The organism is Inhella sp. (genome assembly GCF_027532025.1).
Taxonomy (GTDB): Bacteria; Pseudomonadota; Gammaproteobacteria; order Burkholderiales; family Burkholderiaceae_C; genus Inhella.
In genome coordinates, this window is sequence record NZ_JAPZSY010000024.1 from 1 (window position 1) to 17,999 (window position 17,999).

Sequence of the window (17,999 nt, forward strand, 5' to 3'; positions counted from 1 at the left end):
TGATGTTGATGGCGTTGGCCACACCGGCCACCACGAACACCGTGACCGCGAGGGCTCCAAGGGTGGTCGAAACCAGGGTCTCGATGCCCGGGATATCGGTGCGATACAGGATGGCACCCAACCACCAGGCCGCCAGCAGGGCAGCGATGACGACGGCGCCCATGCGCATCGCGGGGCGTACCTTTTTCGTCACGTCTTCTAGCAGGCCGCCCAGGAATGCAGGCGTACTCGCCACCAGCAGCACGCCAAAACACCAGCGATGCTCCGGCTGATCCCACACCCAGCACAAGGTACCCGCCAGCATGCCGCCCCATACCGCCAGGCCGCCAACCCGTGGCACCGGGCGGTCATGAAACTTTTGAGGGCCGTCCAGGTCCAGGTCACCCGACCAGCCGACGTGCAGCCGGGCGGAGCGGACCAGCAGTAAGGCCAGGACCAGGGCCACGGCGAAGGCCACGAAGGCCGATCCAAATAACCAAGACATCGAATCAGCCGGATCGGCCACGCAGCACGGCCGGCCCCAGGTCCCTCAACAGGCGACGCTGATGGCCACCGGGGTCGTTGTGGCGCACGTGGAAGCGCGCCAGCACCCCGGCCAACATAAGGAAGCCCACCAGCACGCTCACCCCGATGCCGACGAACGCCCGCTTGGGCTTGCTCTTGCGTTCGGGCAATTGCGCAACATCGACGACCTGCAAGATGCCGCCTTCGCGGCCTTCGTCCACCCGCGCCAGCTCAAGCTGACGCGAGAACTGCTCGAACAGGGCCTCTTGGTACTTGAACTCGCGGTAGCGCGACAGGTAGGCAGCCTCGTCGGCCTTGGGCGCGTCTTGGCGGCTCTCAAGGTCGCGCAACTGGGCCTGCAACTCAGCCACGAGCGAGGCCTGCTGCCGAACCTCGGCAGCCTGAGGAGAAAAAGTGCTTCGCAAACCCTGCAAGCGGGCCTGGGCCGTCGTCAACTCGGCCCGCATCTTGGCGTAGCTCTCGGCCGCCGCCTTGGGTTCCGCCTTGAGAAGGTTGGCCGCGAAGCCCGACGAGGTCAAGGCTTGCTGGGCCTCCTCCAGGCGACGCTGAACTTCTTCCACACGCTTTTCGAAAAACACACGACGCTGTTGGGCCTCGGTGACGGCGATCTCGCTGGCCATGCGGCGGAACTGCTCGACCATGGCGCGGGCCATGTCGGCCGCGCGCTGCGGGTCGTGGTCGTCCACCTCGATGGTGATAAGGCCATCGCGACGGCCCGCCGTCACGCGCAGGTTCTTCCAGAACTGCTTGCGGGCGTCCATGCGCAGCGTCTCGTCGTAGACCTCCATCAGCTTGAACTGGTCGATCATGCGATCGGCCACCGTGGTGCTTTGGATCAAGGCCACGTACTGGTCGAGCGAGCTGCGCACGCCGCCGGCACCGCCGGCCAACCCGGCCAAGGCCCCGAGCGAGGCCAAGGCGGCAGCGCCGCCGCCGCTGGCCTGGGCAGGCGGCAGCACCACCGTGGCGCCGGTGAAGGTGGGCGGTACGGCGTAGCTCAAGGCCACCGCCAAAGCCCCCGCGGCGAGCGAACCGCCCACCAGCAAGCGCGCCGAGCGCGCGATTTCCAGCAGGTAGTCCAGAGGGCCGGGGCCAGCGGGCTCGAGGTGCGGTGCGGCGAGGTCGCTCATTGGGTCAAGTTCTTCAAAGCCACGGCCCCCAGGCCGAACTGCGACACGATCTGGGCCCAGTCCTTCAGCGCCGTCGACCAACGGATCTTGTCGAGCTCCTCGGGCATGAACACTGTGTCGCCCGGCAAGGCCGGCAGGGTTTGCAGGCCCTGACGCCACCAACCCGACTCGGCCTGGCGCGCACTCACGACGGAGCCGTCGGCGCGCAGCACGAAGACCTCGCCACTATCGGCGTTGCGGGTGGCACCGCCGGCCTGCTTCAGGTAGTCGCCCAGCTTCGTGCCAGGCTGGTACAGGAAGCTGCCCGTGTTGAAGACGCTGCCGTACACGTGCACCGAGGCCGACCGCGAAGGCACCAGCAGGCGGTCGCCGTCTTCCAGCGGGATGGCTGGCAATTCCGTGGCATCGGGCTGCAGTTGCAGCACGATGCGGCCCGTAGGCTGCACCTGGCGCAAGCGCTCGATGATGCGGGCGTGGATCAGAGGTTGAGCAGGATTCGACTGTTCACCAGGCGGACCCAGGCGCTCACGGCGCGTGACGGCGGCGCGCGTGAACTCGGCCTCCAGCTCGCGCAGGCTGCGGTCATAGGCGTCTTGCTGCGTCAGTCGCACCGACTCCCGGTTGAACTCCGACCCGAACAGGTAGGCCTGGGGCGTGATGCCGCCCGCGGCGGCCACGGCGTCGCGCAAGGTGGCCTGGGCGGGCAGCACGTAATCGCCCGGTCGCTTGACCTCGCCCTCCACCCGGATGCGGCGCGCCCCCGCCAGCGCGGGCAGGTTCAGCTCGGACACGTTGTGGATGCGCAGCACCTCACCGGCCTGCAACTTGAGCCGCGCCGCTTGCGACAGCTCCACCGCGCGCGCCGGGGCATTGCGCCCCAGACCCACCACCGCCGCCTGCTCGCGGTTGGCCACCGGCGCCAAGCCGCCGGCCATGCGCAGGAGGTCGGCCACGGACTCTTCGCCCTTGAGCTCGAACACCGCCGGGCTGTTCACGCTGCCGATCACCGCCACTTGCGGACCCACGGCCGGCACGTGCAGCACGTCGCCGGCCTGCAGCCGGGGGTCGGTGCTCAGGTCGCCGCGCAACAGCAGGTCGTACAGGTCCAGCGTCTCCACCAGCACGCCCTTGCGGCGTAGCTGAACTTGACGCATCGAGCCGACGGCCGACGGCCCGCCGGCCGCGGCCAGCGCCTGGGTGATGCCGGCCGCGGCCGACACGAGATGCACGCCGGGCTTGACGACGAAGCCGGTGACGAACACCCGCACTTGGCGGATCTCGCCCAGGCTCACGGCCACCTCGAAGTTGCGGAATTGCTCGCCCACCCGCGCGCGCAGCGCCTTGGGCAGGTCGGCGAAGCGAACCCCGGCCACGCCCACGCTGCCGATGCGCGGCAGCGAGAGGGTGCCGCGCTGCGACACCTTCGCGCGCAAGCTGGCCGACACGCTGCCCCAGATGTCCACGATCAGCTCGTCGCCCGGGCCCACGATGTAGTCGTCGGCCACCAGGGCCTGGTCGACTTCGCCCTCGTTGCTGACCGGCGCCCACAGCAGCTCGCTGCCGTAACGGCGCACCCATTCGATGGGCTCGCCCTTGAGGTCGCGCTCCGTCTTGGCGGTCGCGGCCAAGCGCGTGACGTGGCGCTCGAACTCGCTCAGCGGCAAGACCCAGGGCTCGACGGTGTCGCGTTCGGCTTTGCCGTCGTTGCCCTCGCCGCGGGCCCGCTTGGCCTTTTTGTCGTCCTTGGCCGCCTTTTGCTCGCGCGACTCCGGCTGCTGCTGGATCTGCACCGGCCCGGCGGCGGGCGACACGTCGGTGGGGATGACCCGCTGCGCCCAGGCGGGCGCGGCGATCAAGGCCCCGCACAGGCTCGGCACGATCAAGAGGAGGCGCATGGCTTGGATCATGGTGACTGACAAAAGCAAGCCGCCCCACCGGGCGGCTTGGAACAGGAAACCGGCAAATTCTAGGCGGCGCACCCGGGTGCGCTCAGGCCTGGCCCCACACCCGCCGCCGCACGAAACCCGTGTAGCTCAGGACGATGCGCAGCACCTTGTCGGACACGTTGGCCGGGGTGTAGTCGGCCACGGTGCGCACCAGGCGCTGCGCCTCGCGCGGCTGCTGGGCCAACACGCGCAAGCCGTCGCGCACGCGCTCCAGGTCAAGGCCCACCATCATCACGGCGCCCTCCTCGAAGCCCTCGGGGCGCTCGTGCACATCGCGCAGGTTCATTGCCGGGAAGTTCAGGATGTTGCTTTCCTCGGTGATGGTGCCGCTGTCGCTGAGTACGGCCCGGGCCTGGCGCTGCAACTGCACGTAGTCGAGAAAGCCGAAAGGCTTGAGGAACTGCACGCGCGAGTCCATGGCCACGTCGTCCACCGCCTCCAGGCGCTTGCGGGTGCGCGGGTGGGTGGACACGATGACGGGCAGCTGGTGCTCCTGCGCCAGCGCGTTGACGATGCCCAGCAGGCGGCGCAGGCGTGCCGGGTCGTCCACGTTTTCTTCTCGGTGGGCGCTGACCACGAAGTACTGCTGCGGCGACAAACCCAGGCGCACCAAGGCGTCGCTGGCCTCGATGCCCGGCCGGTAGTGCGCCAACACCTCCCCCATGGGGCTGCCCGTGACGATGATTTGGTCCGGCGGCAGGCCCTCCCGCAGCAGGTAGTCGCGGGCGATTTGGCTGTAGGGCAAGTGGATGTCGGCCGTGTGGTCGACGATGCGGCGGTTGATCTCCTCCGGCACGCGGAAGTCGAAGCAGCGGTTGCCGGCCTCCATGTGGAAGATGGGAACCTTGCGCCGCTTGGCCGCAATGGCCGCCAAGCAGCTGTTGGTGTCGCCCAGGATCAGCATCGCGTCGGGTTGCTCGGCCACCAACACGGCGTCCACCTTGGCAATCACCTGCCCGATGGTCTCCGCGGCCGTGGCCCCGGCCGCGCCGAGGAAGTGGTCGGGCTTGCGAATGACCAGTTGCTCGAAGAAGACCTCGTTGAGCTCGTAATCGAAGTTCTGGCCCGTGTGCACCAGCACGTGCTGAGTGTGGGCGTCGAGTTGGGCGATGCAGCGCGACAGCCGGATGATTTCGGGCCGCGTGCCGACCACCGTCATGACCTTAAGCACGGCCGGCCTCCCGCAGCGCTTGCTGGATCAGCGGCAGGGTCAGCAGGGTTTGCTTGACCTCTTCCACCGTCAGCCGGCGGGTGTTGTGCGAGGTGTAGTCGTCCAGTTCTGCGATCTCGCGCTGGCCCTCGACGAAGTACTTGTCGTAGTTCAAATCGCGCGCATCGGCAGGGATGCGGTAGTAGCCGCCCAGGTCTTCGGCACGGGCCATTTCCTCGCGCGAGACCAGGCTCTCGTAAAGCTTTTCGCCGTGCCGGGTGCCGATCACGCGCAGCTCGGCCTCGGGCCGGAACAGCTGGCGCATGGCCTCGGCCAAGTCGCCCACCGTGCTGGCCGGCGCCTTCTGCACAAAGATGTCGCCCGGCCGGGCGTGCTCGAAGGCGTACAGCACCAGGTCGACCGACTCTTCCAAGGACATCAGGAAGCGCGTCATCGAAGGGTCGGTCAGCGTCAGCGGCTTGCCCTCTTGCAGCTGCTGCAAGAACAGAGGGATGACCGAGCCGCGCGAGGCCATCACGTTGCCATAGCGCGTGGCGCTCATGACTGTCTTGTTGGGGTCGGCAATGCGGCTCTTGGCCACCATCACCTTTTCCATCATGGCCTTGGACAGGCCCATGGCGTTGATCGGGTAGACCGCTTTGTCGGTGGACAGCACCACGACGCGCGAGACCGCCTGGGCCATGGCCGCGCGGATCACGTTCTCGGCCCCCACCACGTTGGTCTTCACGGCCTCCATCGGGTAGAACTCACAGGAGGGCACCTGCTTCAGCGCGGCAGCGTGGAACACGTAGTCGACGCCGCTCAGCGCGTCCATGCAGGCGTCGAGGTCGCGCACGTCGCCGATGTGGAACTTGAGCTTGTCGGACTTGAGCGCGATGCGCATGTCCTCCTGCTTCTTCTCATCGCGGCTCAGGATGCGAATCTCCTTGATGTCGGAGGCCAAAAAGCGGCTCAACACGGCGTTGCCGAAGCTGCCCGTGCCCCCGGTGATCAGGAGCGTCTTGTTCTGGAACGAATTCATGCGGAAAAGTCCTTCATGGCCTGCACCAACTCGGGCCAGGCCGCAGGCTGGTAGCCGGTGGCATCGCGAAAGCGAGAGGAATCCAAAGAGCGGTCGATGACCAAGGCGTCGTCGGGCCGAATGAGCGTCTCGCGCTGCCAAGCCTGCTTCACCAGGCCGAGCAAGGCGTGCTTGTCGATGGGCGCGGTGGAGACGTGCCAGACGCCCCGCAACGCCGGACGCGGCAGCACGTGGCGGTGAATCACCCGCGCCAACTCGAGCGTCGGCAGCCCGGAGAACACCGCGCGGGTGAAGCCCTTGACCTCCCCCTGCTGCGCCAAAAACCAACCGACGAGGCCTTGGGCGCCGCCCCGCAACTCCGGCCCGATGATGGAGGTGCGCAGGGTCACGGCATGGGGGTAGTCGACCTCGCCCAGCAGCTTGGAGCGGCCGTACAGGTCCAGGGCGTCGGGCACGTCGGTTTCGCGGTACGCGCCTTGCCGGCCGGTGAACACGCAGTCGGTCGAGACGTGGACCAAGCGCGCGCCCGCCAGCTCGCACAGCCGCGCCAGCCGGTGCGGCAGCAGGGCGTTGATCGGCAGCGCCACCAGCGGGTCGTCGGCCGCGGCCAACTGCTTCACCACGCCGACGGCGTTGATCACCACGTCCGGGCGAACCTGGGCCAGCAGCGCGGCCAGCGCGTCGGGGTTCTCCACGTCGACCCCCGCCACCAAGCGCGCCCGGGGGGCCCAGTCTTGCAGCGCGGCTTGGGGCGCGCGGACGCTGCCCACCACCTCCAGCTCGGGTTGGGTTGACAGGTAACGCAAGGCCGTGTGCCCGAGCATGCCGCTGGCACCCAGGATCAACACACGGCGGGGAGTCGAGGCGTTCATGCGAGTTGCAGTTGCGCCAGCAGGCGCTGGGCCGACTGCGTCGGCTCGTAATGGGTTTCGAAGTAACGGCGGCCGGCGCGCCCCATGTCGGCGCGCCGCCCTTCGTCCAGAGATTGCAAGTGCCGCGCGGCGGTCGCCAGGCCCGCGGCGTCTTCGGCGGCCACCGCCAGCCCAGCCCCCGACGCCTGCACCACGCGCGCGCCCTCGCCATCCAGGGCGGCAAGGATCGGTCTCCCGGCGGCCAAGTAAGCCTGTATTTTGCTGGGCACGACCTGCGCCAGCGCGGGCGCGCGGTTCAAGGTGACCAGCAGGGCATCCGCTTGGGCAAACAGAGCGGGCATCAGGGCGGCCTCAAACCGGCCGGGCAAGCGCACCCGATCGCCCAATCCGCGCCGGGTCACCTCGGCGGCCAACCAAGGGCTGCGAGCGCCGCTGCCCACCAGCATCCAAACCAGGTCCGGTCCGGCCTGCTCGGCCGCGTCCAAAACCGTCTCCAGGGCCTGCACCGTGCCCAGATTGCCGGCAAACACCAGCGTGAACCGGTCCGCGGGCTTGCGAAGGCCCTCGGGCAAGGGCTGCAGGGGCGCGTCGCGGTCGCCGGGGTTCTCATGCACCGCCACCGGCGTGGCGCCCGCCATGGCCTGCACCGGCGCCATGAAGGCCGGCGATTGCACCAAGAGGCGGTCGCTGCGTCGGTAGATGAAGCGGGTCACGGCCGCCACGGCCGCCAGCACGCGGGGCGAACGCACGTAGCCCGTGATCACCAGGCTGTCGGGCCACAGGTCCTGCACCCACACCACCACCTTGGCCCGCTTCCAACGGCCGATCCACAAGGCCGCCAGGGCTTGCAAGATGGGCGAGGTGGCGTAGACGAACACCGTGTCGACACGCCGGCCGCGCAGCAGCCACAGGCCGAAGCCCATCGCGCTGGCGATGAAGCTCAGGTAGTTCAGCACCAAGCGCAAGGCGCCCCCCGGGCCGCGCGGCACCAAGGGCACGCGCAAGACTTCGTAGCCATCAACGTGGCGTTCGCGTTGGACGCGCCAGGCCCGGTAGCCGGAGAACACGCGGCCTTCCGGGTAGTTGGGCTGGCCGGTGAGCACGGTCACGTCCGCGCCCTGCGCCAACAAGGAGGCTGCGACCTCGTTGATGCGAAACGATTCCGGCCAGAAATGCTGGCTGACGATCAACACCCTCACGACAAACACGCACGCCAGAAGTCCGCCGCCGAGGCCGGGGCGGCCGGCGTCGGCGCCAGCTGCAAGTGCCGCAGGACCGCGTGCGCGATGGAACGCGGGGACTCGGGGTCGAAGGTTTGCACCGGCACACAAACCTCGCGCACGTAATCGCGCTCGGCCGCCACGATGGGCAGGCCCTGCGCGGCGGCCTCCACCAGGGGCAGCCCGTAGCTTTCACCGAGCGAGGGGAACACCAAGGCCCCCGATTCGGCATAGGCCTTCAGCACCGCCACGTGGTCCATGGGGGGCAAAAACTCCACGGCCAAGCCGTGCGCCGCGATGCCCGCCTCCCACTCGGCGCGCAGCGCGCCGTCGCGCGCGCCCAGGGTCAGCGCCAGGCTCGGTCGGTGCCCTGAACCGGCCATCAGCACCCAGGCGGCCAACAAGCGCCGGTGGTTCTTGTGCGCTTCGCCATCGGCCACGTAGATGAAGTCGCGCCGCGGCGTCGTGGACGGCGGTGCCGCATGCGTGGGCAGGGGCGGGGCAAAGCCGCACACGCGGACGGTGGGCGTCCCTGACGGGCCCCACCAGGCCCGCACGGCGTCGGCCATGGCCTCGGTTTGCACCCAATAGACATCGACATGGTGTCGCATGCGCCGGCTCACCTGCTGTTCGAACCAGAGGCGCACGCGCGTGCGCGGCGCGAACTGCCGCAAGGGCACCTGCCCCAGCAAGTTGCGGTTCTGCTGGAGCAGGGCCGTGAACGCCCGACTGCGCCACAGGGGTGGCAGGCCGTGGAAGCACAGCAAGCGATCCGTGGCCCGGGCCTCCCGGCGAAGGTCCCACTCGGCCGCCCAGCGCGACTTGGCCGTCGCGGCCACCCAGCGCACCTGCACGTGCTCGGGCAGCGGGGCCCCGCGGTCGCGCGAGCGCTGGTCCAGCCACGCCAGCACCGGCACGCCGGCCGGCAGCCCGCGCAGCAAGGCCTCGAGCAGCACCGCCCCCCCGCCCGTGTGCACATTGGGGGCGTACAGCAAGATCCTGGACTCGTTCAAGCCTTGGGGCCCTCGTACACGTCCCGCTTGCCCAAGCCCCCGGGCACCAGCTTGCGCAGGGCGTTGCGGGCCAGGCCGTCGGCGCGAGCCAAGAGCCGCAGCCACGGTTGCTCGGGCCGCGCGCTGAAGGAAGTGACGTTGAAGTACGGGCGCCCCGTCGGCGACTGTGGCGAGAAGTAGTAGTTCGAGACGCAGCGGCGAACGCCTTCGCCCACCACCGGGCAAACCGAGTGCCAGGAGGTCGGCGTCGTCTCCATCAGGGCCAATCGGTTGAAGCGGCTTTCGATGACCACGTTCCGCCGCACCGCCGTGTCCCACAGCTCCAAATGCCCGCCGCGCTCGCGCTGCCAGCCGGGCGTCACGTAGTACAGCAGGTTCAGGGTCCGGTACAGGCGACGCGACCCCTCGTGCGAGTTGTCAATGTGAGGGCCAAGAAAGTGCCCCCGCGTCATGGCGCTCAAGCCCCCCGCGTACAGCGAGGGATCCGGCACCTGCTGCGCGATGCCCGTGATGCGCTCCACCACCCGGACCACGCGCTCGTCTTGCAAGGCAAAGGTGATGTCCTTCATCAAGGGGTCGAAAGCATCGAAGTCCTTGGAGGTGTGCTTGCGCTCCCGAAACGAGTCCATGAGGCGCATTTGATGGGGCTGCGGAAACTTGCTGGCAACTTGCTCGGCCCACTCAGCGGGCAGCAGGTCGTCGATGGCGACGTACCGAACCCCGACCTCCGCGGCGGACGCGGCAAAGGCCTTGGCCAAGCTCGGTTCATCGCGTTCAAGGCGCGCCACGATGGCGCCAATCAAAGCTTCGTTCATGTCGAACTCCGGCGGCTGGATGGCCGGCAAAAGAGAAAAAATGCAAAGAGCCCCAGCAGGTACGGGCCCGAGAAATAGCCGGTGCCGCGAACAAAGGCCCCCAAGGTGATGACCAACAAGGCCCCCGCCGCCAGCGCCATTCGCTGACGTCGATCGGCATCGGCTTCACGCCGGCCCGCACGGATCAAGGCCACCAAGACACCGAGTCCGACGAGCAACCAAAGCGCGCCCAGCGCACCCAACTCGCTCAAGAGCTTGGCCGCAGTAAACGAACCATCGTTGTAATTGAAGTCGGCCAAGTTCCAAACTTCCAGCAGTGGCGTCACGTCGGTGACCGGCCGAGGCTCACATCCCATCCGGTTGAGTCCCAGGCCAAACCACTGGGAAGCTTCCACGTTGGCAAGTGCCGACTGAAGTCCGTTCAAGTAAATCAAGCTCGACACGTTCGACTCGGCCGAAACCTCCCCCAGACCCACGATGCGAGCCAGGAAATCGTCACGGTAAGGCGACACAGCGACGAGCAGCAACACCAAGGCTGCCACGCCCAGCCCGCGCAGAAGACGCTGCACCCCGCCGCCTCGACGCGCCAACATCAGGGCCACAACAGCACACGCGGCAAACAACACGAACAGGGTGGCCGAAGCCGCGAGGCCCATCAGCATCGCGACGCTGATCCAGCCCACGGCCTTGTCCTTTCCGTGCTCCGACACCACCAAAGCCGCCAAGACGGGCGCGCATGACAGGGCCAAATGGCTGGGCTCCTCGAAGATGCCACTGGGCCGGATAAAGACGGAGGCGTTTGTCCACAGCAGGTAGGCCTTGTCAAGCAAGACCGACAAGACGATTACCCCCATGATCCAGCGCAATGTTGCCCCAATGGGACCTCGCTCAGCACCGGAGGCAGCGGCCACCAACGCGGTGGCAACGATCAGCATCAGCAACAAGCCCAGGCTGCCCAAGGACCGCCCAAGCATGTCTCGGCAAGGTGACATCAACGAGGCCAGCACGGTGTGCACCAACAGCGCCCCAGCGATGCCGAGCACCCACCCACCCGCCACGCCGCGAACACCACCTCGAAGCAGCACAACGCCAGCCAAGACGACGATGGCCAGAACGTGAGCCCCCAGCGATGTTGCCCCCCCCAAGATTGGCATGGGCGCCAGCACGACCAAGATCCAAAGCATCGCGGGGTAGACCCATGCGCGACCCGATTCGTTGCTCATCAGCTGGACCCCAGGCGGTAGTAGCTTCGACGGAAGAAGCCTGAAACGATTCGGCGCCAGACGATCAACTGCAAACCGATGGCAGGGTGCACGCGCAAGGCTTCGCGCAAACGTTGGAAGGCCATCCGAACACGGCCCGACTGAGCGTGGTTCATGGCGCTGATCACCAAGGCCATGCCCATGGCGAAGTGGTGGCGCGGTGCGGCGTCCGGCATGCAGATGTGCCGACGCACCACCATGACGATTTCGTCCGCTCGCGCCTCGGACATGGGCCGAAAGGAGGCCGACTCGTCGTGAACGCGGTAGTCCGCAAGGAGCAAGGGGACCCGCAGAAAGGGACCACTCTGAGAAGCCCGCAACCAGAATTCAAAGTCCGGGACCTGCCGCAAGTTGGCGTCCCATCCACCTGCCTTGGCGTAGACCGCCCGACGGAAGAAGGCACCGGGCCCTGGCTGGCACACCAACTGCTCTCGGAGCCGAGTCTCCGAGAAGTCTTCGGTCATCACGTCGGCCATGCGATCGCCCCGCGAGTCGATGAGGCTGAAATCGCAATAGGCGACTGCAACGTCAGGGGCGGCTTGCAAAGCCCGGACCATCCTTGAAACGGCTTGGGGGTGCAAACGGTCATCGGAGCTCAGGTAGGCCAACACCTCCCCCTTCGCCATGGCCCACCCCCGGTTCAGCGTGGCCGCTTGGCCCGCATTGCTTTGGGTGATCAGCGTGAAGCGACCAGGGTGTTGCGCCAACAGTCGCTGCAGCACCGCCGCCGAGCCGTCGCTGGAACCGTCGTCGATGACGATGTACTCGATGCGGGGGTAGTCTTGGCTCAAGACGCTTTGGACCGTTTCCGCCACGAAGTCGGCTTGGTTGTAGACCGGCGTGACGATGGTGACCCACGGAAGCGGCTCCCTCGGTTCGACGACCGCTTCATCGGCGAGGCCCGCCGGACTGCGCGCCTGCTGCTCACGCATCGCAAGCCACTGTCGGTAGCCCAATGCAGCCCCGGCAACCAGCAGGCCCAGCACCAGCGCGGTTCGCAGCACCAGGGGGGCATCAAGGGCTGCGTAGGCCCCCAAGGTCACCAAGACGGCCACGGCCACCCGGATGGGCCGGCGGAACATGCCGGGCGCTGGACGCCGCACATGACAAAGCCAAAACATCGCGAGCGAATCGACGCTGATGCGCAGCAACCAAACCCAAGCGGCGCCGATCAGACCGTGGTGCGTGGCCACCCAACCGATCAGGGGGCCGTAAATCACCAACTGAGCCAAATGGACCATGGCTGCCGGTCGGTTGTTGCCCGAACTCTGAAGCCAAGTCACGGGCACGTGCGCCAAGCAGCTCAACAAGATGCCCAAGGTGAAGATTTGCATCACCGGCGCGCTGTGTGTCACGAAGTCCGCGTTGCCCAACCACAGCCCCAACAACTCCGGGGCGAATAGCGCCAAGGCGATTGAAATGGGCATGAGCCCCAGAAAGAGGGCTTGCACCGCGTGGTCAAAGAGCACCCACGAACCAGGATCCCGTCGCTGGATCAATAGTGCGAACGTGGGGAACAGCACCGACGTGAGCGCCCCAGGGATGATCCAAAGCTTCGTGAGGATCTCTTGAGGCGTCGTGTAGTAAGCAACGGCAGCTGCAGACACGCAGGCACCGATGACAAAGCGATCGACATAAGCGAGCAAGGGGCTCACCAAGTTGCTCACCATGAGCCAGCCGCCGGATGTCAGCAGCGGGCGCACCCATGCTGGGTCCCACACCCAACCTTGACGGACTTGGGGCAACACGCGCCATACGTACGCGGCGTGCACAAGGGTCGCGAGCCATCGTCCCGCCGTCAGCGCGACGGCAATCAGGGTCAGGCTCGGCCCCTGCCAGCTCACGATCAACCAAGGCCCCGCAAAGGTCCAAATGCCCATCGGCAGCCGGATGGCGTTGACCAGGCCGAAGGCATGTTGTGCCTCCAACATGCCGCGAAGACCGGTGGTCATCACCACCGCCGGCAGCGCCAAGGCCATCACCCAAGTCGCATGGATGGCGTCGACCGGATCGGGCAGCGACTTGATCTGCGCGATGCCAGCCGGGGCCAAAAGCCACAACAAGACGCCGGCGATGCAGCCGATGGCAGTCATCAAGCTGAGCGCGGTGAAGCTCAACGGGGCGACTTGGTGGTCCATGCGCTCGCCCAGCACGATCGCCAACTGCTGTGTGAGCGCGCGGCCCAGGCCCAAGTCGAACAGGCCGAAGTAGCTGGTCACAGCCCAAATCAACGCCAGCATGCCGAAGCGGGCCTCGCCCAGCAGCCGGATCAGCTCCGGAATGCTGACGACCGCCACCAAGAGCGGGGCCCCCAAACCGATGAGGTTGAGCAATGTGTGGCGCGCGAGCTTCAAACCATGGAGGGCTACGCCCCAGCGAGAGATTGGGCGCGGATTCTAGAAAGCACGCAGGCGCTCGGCCGCTCGAATCTCCTGGGGCGACCGCTTGCTGGGCTGCCCCGACGCCGACAACACCCCAAGGCGCAGGGTGATCCATGGCGATGGCCCGGAGGCAAGTGGGGCACGGCCGCAGCCCAATTCGGGCCGGCCTGCGCCGCCCGAGGGCTAAACTTTGCCGCTATTTGCGCACCCAGCGCCACCGCATCTGGTGCCCTCCCCCATGTCGCTTGTTCACCGCCTCGCCGTGCTTTGCTTCATGCTGCTTCTGACGCAGCAGGCACACGCTTACATCGACCCCAATGCCGGCGGACTGTTGTTCCAACTGCTCGCGCCGCTGTTCGCCGGCATCGTGGGCGCTTGGCTCGTGGCCCGGCGTTGGGTGGCGGCGCAATGCCGTCGTTGGTGGCGACGCATCACAGGACGGCCTGAGGTTTGACCCGGGGCTTGCCAGCGTTCACTCCCCTGCGGGCGTGGGCGGCGGCCATCGCCGCAACCGCCGTTCTGGGCGTGCCACTCACGGCGTTGCCCATCTTGGACGGCATGCTGTTCATCAACAGCGGCGTGCTCGTGGCGCGGGACTTGGCCATGCTGCTCGCGCTGGGCATCCTGGCCTGTGCCGGCTTGGTGGCGCTGTCTTCGCTGGTTCGGATCGGCCTGGGCCGGTGGCTCGGCACGGCACGGGCCAGTTCGTGGGCCTGGACGATCGTGCTCCTGCCGCTGGCCCTCTTGGTGCTGCGGCAAACGGGGCGCGTGGGCCTGGAGTGGCTGCGCAGCGTCTCGCCCTGGGTGCTGATGCTGTCGCCATGGCAGAAACTGGCGCTGCTGGCGGCCTTCGGCGCGCTCGGGCTGGTTTGGATGCTGCGGACAGGCTGGCAGCGCTCGCTCGGCCACTTGCTGGCGGGATTCGAGGCCCTGCGGCCCTTGGCTTGGGGCTTGTGCATCGCGGCGCTGGGCTTGATCGCTTGGCGCCCTCCGGTGTGGATGCCCCTGGGCGCCAAAGCGCCGTCCACGGCCCAAGTGGCGACGCCGGACAAGCCCCACATCTTGGTGCTGGCCATCGACACCGTGGCCGCCCAGGATGCGGCAGCGTGCCGCAGCGACAGCGCGACGATGCCGAACTTGGCCCGATTTGCGAGCTCCGCTACCTGCTTCACCCGGTTCCAGGCGGCGTCCAACTTCACCACGGCCTCCGTGTCGAGCATGGAAACGGGCCTGCTGCCCTGGCAGCACCACGCCAACCAGCCCGATGCAACCATCGTGCCGCCGCTGCGCAAGCACACCGTCGCGCAGGTGCTGCGCGATCACGGGTGGCGCACGCACTTCATCACCGACAACCTGCTGGGCAGCCCGCGCCACCGGGGCAGCTTTGAGGGCTATGACAGTGCCCCCTTGGCGCCCACCACGCTGTGGGTCAACGCGGTGCGCTTTGCCGCCACGCGCTGGCCCGACACCGCCCTGCCGCGCCTGGTGTCCGCCAGCTTGGCCTTCCTGGCCCCACTCGACGAACGCCGCCACCAGCACCAGAGCCCTTACCGCTCGGAAGCGGTGTACGACGCGCTGCATGCCACCCTGGACGCCGAACGCGCCCATGGGGCCCCGCAGTTCGTGTTCACGCTGAGCCTGCCGCCCCACGCGCCCTACCTACCGCCACCGTCCACGCGCTACAAGCTCCTGCCCCCCGGGATGCTGGACCGCCTGTCGGACCTGATGCCGGACAACATGGCCTACCCCTCCGCGCAGCAACCGTTGGTCGACCAGCATCGCTTGCGCTACCGCGAGTCGCTGATGGCCGCCGACGCCGCCCTGGGGCGCACCTTGGATCGCCTGGAGCGCGAAGGCTGGCTGAGGAACGCGATCGTCATCGTCACCAGCGACCACGGCGAGTCGTTCGAAAAGGGCTACCTGGGCCACGCTGGCGTCCCGGTGCACCAAGCCCTGGCCAACGTGCCTTTCGTGGTCAAACTGCCCGGTCAGACCGAAGGCCGGGTGGTGCACCAAGCCGCGAGCCAGGTGGACATCGCGCCGACCTTGCTCGACCTGACCGGCCTCGCGCCACTGCCACGCGCCGAAGGCCGCTCGCTGCGCCCCATCTTGGAGGGCCGCGACCTGCCGGACGCGCCGGTGTTCACGATGGCCCTGGAGCGCCAACGTCGTGACGCCCCCATCCAGAGCGGTCGCGTGGCCGTGGTGGACGGCCCTTGGAAGCTGATCCTCCACCTCGACGACGGACAACACCAACTGTTCCGCCTGGACCGCGACCCGCTGGAAACGCAAGACCTCAGCGCCCAGCACCCGGCCGAAGCACAGCGCCTGCAGACCACCATCCGGCAGCGCATCGCCCGCGTCGACGCCCAGCGCGGGCTGGCCCGCCCATGAGGCCCGCCCTGGCCGTGAGCCAGCCCCTGCTGGCGTGGCTGCGCGATGACCCTGCTTGGCGCCAGCTGCCTTGGTCCACCCGCGCCGGCCTGGCGTGGCGCGCCCGGTTGGGCTCATGGAACGCGGGCTTGAGCGCCCAACTGGCCCCTGCCCGCAGCTTGCCCGAGCACGCGCTGTTCATCCTGGGCCCCTGGCGCAGCGGCAGCACCGTGATGCACGAACTGCTGCACGCCGCCCTCGGCTGGCCCACGCCCAGGACCTGGCAGTGCATGGACCCCACGGCCTTCCAGTTGCAGCGCGCGCCGCGCCGGGACACCCCAGTGGCCCGCCCCATGGACGGCCTGGCGCTGGGCGCCCTGTCGCCCCAAGAGGACGAGTTCGCGCTGCTGGGCCTGGGCGTCGACTCGGCCTACCGCGGCTTTTGGATGCCGCACCGCCTGGACGCCCTGCACCACACGCTGGACCCGGCTCACTGGCAGCAACAGGCGGACTGGCTGTCGGTGTGGGGGCGCTTTGTCGGCGCCATCCAAGGGCCGCACCCGCAGGTGCTGCTCAAGTCGCCCAACCACAGCTTTCGCTGGCCGGCCTTCGTGGCGGCCCTGCCCCAGGCCAAGGCCGTGTGGATGCTGCGCGATGGGGCGTCCGTGTTCGCCTCGAACCGCAAGATGTGGCGCCAAATGACCCAACTGCACGGACTAACCGAGGTCGAACCGGCCGCGCTCGACCGCTTCTTGGCCGCGGCCCTGCGGCGGTGCGCCGAGATCTTGGCGTCGAACGACCTGCCCGACAACCGCTTTGCCACCTGCCACCAAGAGCGCCTGCGGCAGCAGCCCGCGGCCGAAGTGCGCCGCCTCGTCGAACAGCTCCAACTGAGCGACCGGGTGGACGAAGCGGCCCTGGCGGCGGCGGTGGCCCGCACCGCCTCAGGCCGCATCGACGCCTATGCGCCCTTGAACGACCTCGATGCCGACGTGCAGGCGGCCATCCAGCGCTTCGACGAGGCGCAGCAGCGCGTCGATCAGCCCGCCATCTGATTCATGCTGGTGATCACCAGCATCACCGAGATCATCACCATCGCGATCACGCCGCCGATCACCAAGATCGCGGCGGGTTCGATCAAGGCCAGCAGACGGCGTTGGGTGGTGCGGGCGGCCTCGCGTTGGGCCTTGCCCAAGGCCAGAAGCATCTTCGGCAACTCGCCACTGCGCTCCCCCACCCGGATGAGGTTCAAGCGCTCGGGCGGGAACCAGCCTTGGATCGCCAAGGCGTCGGCCAGGCTCGATCCCTGTTGGATGTCGCGGCAGGCGCGGCTCACGCCCTCGCGCATGGCGGCCGAGTACAGCACCTGCACCGACAGGTCCAGGGCCGGCACGATCGGCACCCGGTTGGCCAACAAGGCCCCCAATACCGTCGCCCAGCGCCCGATCTCGCCTTGGATCAGCCAGGGGCCGATCGCCGGCAGCCGGGTGAGCCACTGCCAAACGGCCTGCCGCCACGCCGCCTGGCGCATGGCCACCACCGCCAAGGCGACAAGAGCGCCTGCGGCGTAGGCGAAGAACTCCCAATGGCCCTTGACGAACACGCCGGCCTCGATGACCCATCGTGAGAACTCCGGCACGTCGGCCCGCGCACTGCGCAGCATGGGGGCAAACCGCGGCACCACGCCAACGAACACCAGCAGGATGGCCAAAACCCCGGCCACCACCAGAATCGTCGGGTACACCAGCGCGCTCTTGAGCTCTTCCACGCTTTGCCGGGCCGATTCCAACTGCTCGGCCGCATCGTCCAAGGCCGTGGCCAAGGCGCCGCTGGCCTCCCCCGCCTTGACCAAGGCCAGCACGTAGGGCGGGAATGCCAAGCCGGCGCTTTCCATGGCCTCGGACAGGGCGCGACCTTGCCGGACCCGCTCGTCCAGCAGCGCCACCGCCTGCCCCAAGGCCTGCTTGGCGTAGGCCTGCGCCAAGCCCGGCAAAGCCTCGCCCAAGGTCACGCCAGCGGCCAGCAGGGTGGCCATTTCACGCAGCAGCAGCACGCGGTCCTCGGCCTTGACGGGCCGGCGCGAAGCGTTCGTAGGCGCCAGACCGCCCTGCGCCACCACGGACACGGGCGTCAGCCCGCGCTCTTGCAGGCTGCGCACGGCGTCGGCCTCGCTCGGCGCGTCCAGGTGACCCTGGTGCAACTGCCCCTGGGCGTCGCGGGCGCTGAACCGCACCTTCATCGGTGCAACCCGGTAGTCGTTGGCGGGCAAC

Annotated in this window: 15 protein-coding genes; 3 read left to right on the plus strand and 12 right to left on the minus strand. The window is 68.0% G+C overall.

Annotated elements, in window-relative coordinates; genetic code table 11:
• From O9335_RS04695 to O9335_RS04745, 11 genes are all read right to left on the minus strand, one after another.
• Nucleotides 1-457: glycosyltransferase (locus tag O9335_RS04695; RefSeq protein WP_298384273.1), on the minus strand; the 457-nt coding region annotated here is incomplete at its 3' end.
• A gap of 31 nt (nucleotides 458-488) precedes the next feature.
• On the minus strand, nucleotides 489-1,655 hold the full coding sequence (locus O9335_RS04700; protein WP_298384276.1) for a lipopolysaccharide biosynthesis protein: 1,167 nt from the start codon (nucleotides 1,653-1,655) through the stop codon (nucleotides 489-491).
• Complete coding sequence (locus O9335_RS04705) at nucleotides 1,652-3,550, minus strand: SLBB domain-containing protein (RefSeq protein ID WP_298384279.1); 1,899 nt, start codon at nucleotides 3,548-3,550, stop codon at nucleotides 1,652-1,654. Before O9335_RS04705 ends, O9335_RS04700 begins: the two co-directional genes overlap by 4 nt.
• Before the next feature lie 94 nt (nucleotides 3,551-3,644).
• On the minus strand, nucleotides 3,645-4,760 hold the full coding sequence (gene wecB, locus O9335_RS04710) for a non-hydrolyzing UDP-N-acetylglucosamine 2-epimerase (RefSeq protein ID WP_298384483.1): 1,116 nt from the start codon (nucleotides 4,758-4,760) through the stop codon (nucleotides 3,645-3,647).
• Nucleotides 4,761-4,764: 4 nt separating this feature from the next.
• Nucleotides 4,765-5,793, minus strand: coding sequence for a polysaccharide biosynthesis protein (locus O9335_RS04715; RefSeq protein WP_298384282.1), 1,029 nt, complete (start codon nucleotides 5,791-5,793; stop codon nucleotides 4,765-4,767).
• Nucleotides 5,790-6,665: an SDR family oxidoreductase gene (locus O9335_RS04720; protein ID WP_298384286.1), complete on the minus strand. Its 876-nt coding sequence runs from the start codon at nucleotides 6,663-6,665 to the stop codon at nucleotides 5,790-5,792. The genes O9335_RS04715 and O9335_RS04720 overlap by 4 nt, the downstream gene beginning before the upstream one ends.
• Complete coding sequence (locus O9335_RS04725) at nucleotides 6,662-7,864, minus strand: glycosyltransferase family 4 protein (RefSeq protein WP_298384289.1); 1,203 nt, start codon at nucleotides 7,862-7,864, stop codon at nucleotides 6,662-6,664. Before O9335_RS04725 ends, O9335_RS04720 begins: the two co-directional genes overlap by 4 nt.
• Nucleotides 7,861-8,898: a glycosyltransferase gene (locus tag O9335_RS04730; RefSeq protein ID WP_298384292.1), complete on the minus strand. Its 1,038-nt coding sequence runs from the start codon at nucleotides 8,896-8,898 to the stop codon at nucleotides 7,861-7,863. The genes O9335_RS04725 and O9335_RS04730 overlap by 4 nt, the downstream gene beginning before the upstream one ends.
• The gene (locus O9335_RS04735) at nucleotides 8,895-9,713 is read right to left on the minus strand and encodes a 2OG-Fe(II) oxygenase (protein WP_298384295.1); all 819 of its coding nucleotides are present in this window, start codon (nucleotides 9,711-9,713) and stop codon (nucleotides 8,895-8,897) included. The genes O9335_RS04730 and O9335_RS04735 overlap by 4 nt, the downstream gene beginning before the upstream one ends.
• Nucleotides 9,710-10,936: a hypothetical protein gene (locus O9335_RS04740; RefSeq protein ID WP_298384297.1), complete on the minus strand. Its 1,227-nt coding sequence runs from the start codon at nucleotides 10,934-10,936 to the stop codon at nucleotides 9,710-9,712. The genes O9335_RS04735 and O9335_RS04740 overlap by 4 nt, the downstream gene beginning before the upstream one ends.
• Nucleotides 10,936-13,308, minus strand: coding sequence for a glycosyltransferase (locus O9335_RS04745; protein ID WP_298384300.1), 2,373 nt, complete (start codon nucleotides 13,306-13,308; stop codon nucleotides 10,936-10,938). Before O9335_RS04745 ends, O9335_RS04740 begins: the two co-directional genes overlap by 1 nt.
• 286 nt (nucleotides 13,309-13,594) lie before the next feature.
• Between O9335_RS04745 and O9335_RS04750 the strand changes: the two genes are divergently transcribed.
• Genes O9335_RS04750 through O9335_RS04760 form a run of 3 tightly spaced genes read left to right on the plus strand, consistent with a single transcriptional unit; the run spans nucleotide 13,595 to nucleotide 16,784 of the window.
• The gene (locus tag O9335_RS04750; protein ID WP_298384302.1) at nucleotides 13,595-13,810 is read left to right on the plus strand and encodes a hypothetical protein; all 216 of its coding nucleotides are present in this window, start codon (nucleotides 13,595-13,597) and stop codon (nucleotides 13,808-13,810) included.
• Between the two features lie 8 nt (nucleotides 13,811-13,818).
• Nucleotides 13,819-15,750, plus strand: a complete 1,932-nt coding sequence (locus tag O9335_RS04755) for a sulfatase-like hydrolase/transferase (RefSeq protein ID WP_298384304.1) — start codon at nucleotides 13,819-13,821, stop codon at nucleotides 15,748-15,750.
• Nucleotides 15,747-16,784, plus strand: a complete 1,038-nt coding sequence (locus O9335_RS04760; protein ID WP_298384306.1) for a sulfotransferase — start codon at nucleotides 15,747-15,749, stop codon at nucleotides 16,782-16,784. The genes O9335_RS04755 and O9335_RS04760 overlap by 4 nt, the downstream gene beginning before the upstream one ends.
• Here the strand turns inward: O9335_RS04760 and O9335_RS04765 are convergent.
• Nucleotides 16,769-17,968, minus strand: coding sequence for a type II secretion system F family protein (locus tag O9335_RS04765; protein ID WP_298384309.1), 1,200 nt, complete (start codon nucleotides 17,966-17,968; stop codon nucleotides 16,769-16,771). The two genes, O9335_RS04760 and O9335_RS04765, sit on opposite strands and share 16 nt — an antisense overlap.
• Nucleotides 17,969-17,999: the final 31 nt, after the last annotated feature.

Bases quoted from the DNA above. Each gene is read 5' to 3' on its own strand.
- O9335_RS04700 (WP_298384276.1), bottom strand. From the start codon at position 1,655: ATGAGCGACCTCGCCGCACCGCACCTCGAGCCCGCTGGCCCCGGCCCT.
- O9335_RS04705 (WP_298384279.1), bottom strand. From the start codon at position 3,550: ATGCGCCTCCTCTTGATCGTGCCGAGCCTGTGCGGGGCCTTGATCGCC.
- wecB (WP_298384483.1), bottom strand. From the start codon at position 4,760: ATGACGGTGGTCGGCACGCGGCCCGAAATCATCCGGCTGTCGCGCTGC.
- O9335_RS04715 (WP_298384282.1), bottom strand. From the start codon at position 5,793: ATGAATTCGTTCCAGAACAAGACGCTCCTGATCACCGGGGGCACGGGC.
- O9335_RS04720 (WP_298384286.1), bottom strand. From the start codon at position 6,665: ATGAACGCCTCGACTCCCCGCCGTGTGTTGATCCTGGGTGCCAGCGGC.
- O9335_RS04735 (WP_298384295.1), bottom strand. From the start codon at position 9,713: ATGAACGAAGCTTTGATTGGCGCCATCGTGGCGCGCCTTGAACGCGAT.
- O9335_RS04740 (WP_298384297.1), bottom strand. From the start codon at position 10,936: ATGAGCAACGAATCGGGTCGCGCATGGGTCTACCCCGCGATGCTTTGG.
- O9335_RS04750 (WP_298384302.1), top strand. From the start codon at position 13,595: ATGTCGCTTGTTCACCGCCTCGCCGTGCTTTGCTTCATGCTGCTTCTG.
- O9335_RS04760 (WP_298384306.1), top strand. From the start codon at position 15,747: ATGAGGCCCGCCCTGGCCGTGAGCCAGCCCCTGCTGGCGTGGCTGCGC.
- O9335_RS04765 (WP_298384309.1), bottom strand. From the start codon at position 17,968: ATGAAGGTGCGGTTCAGCGCCCGCGACGCCCAGGGGCAGTTGCACCAG.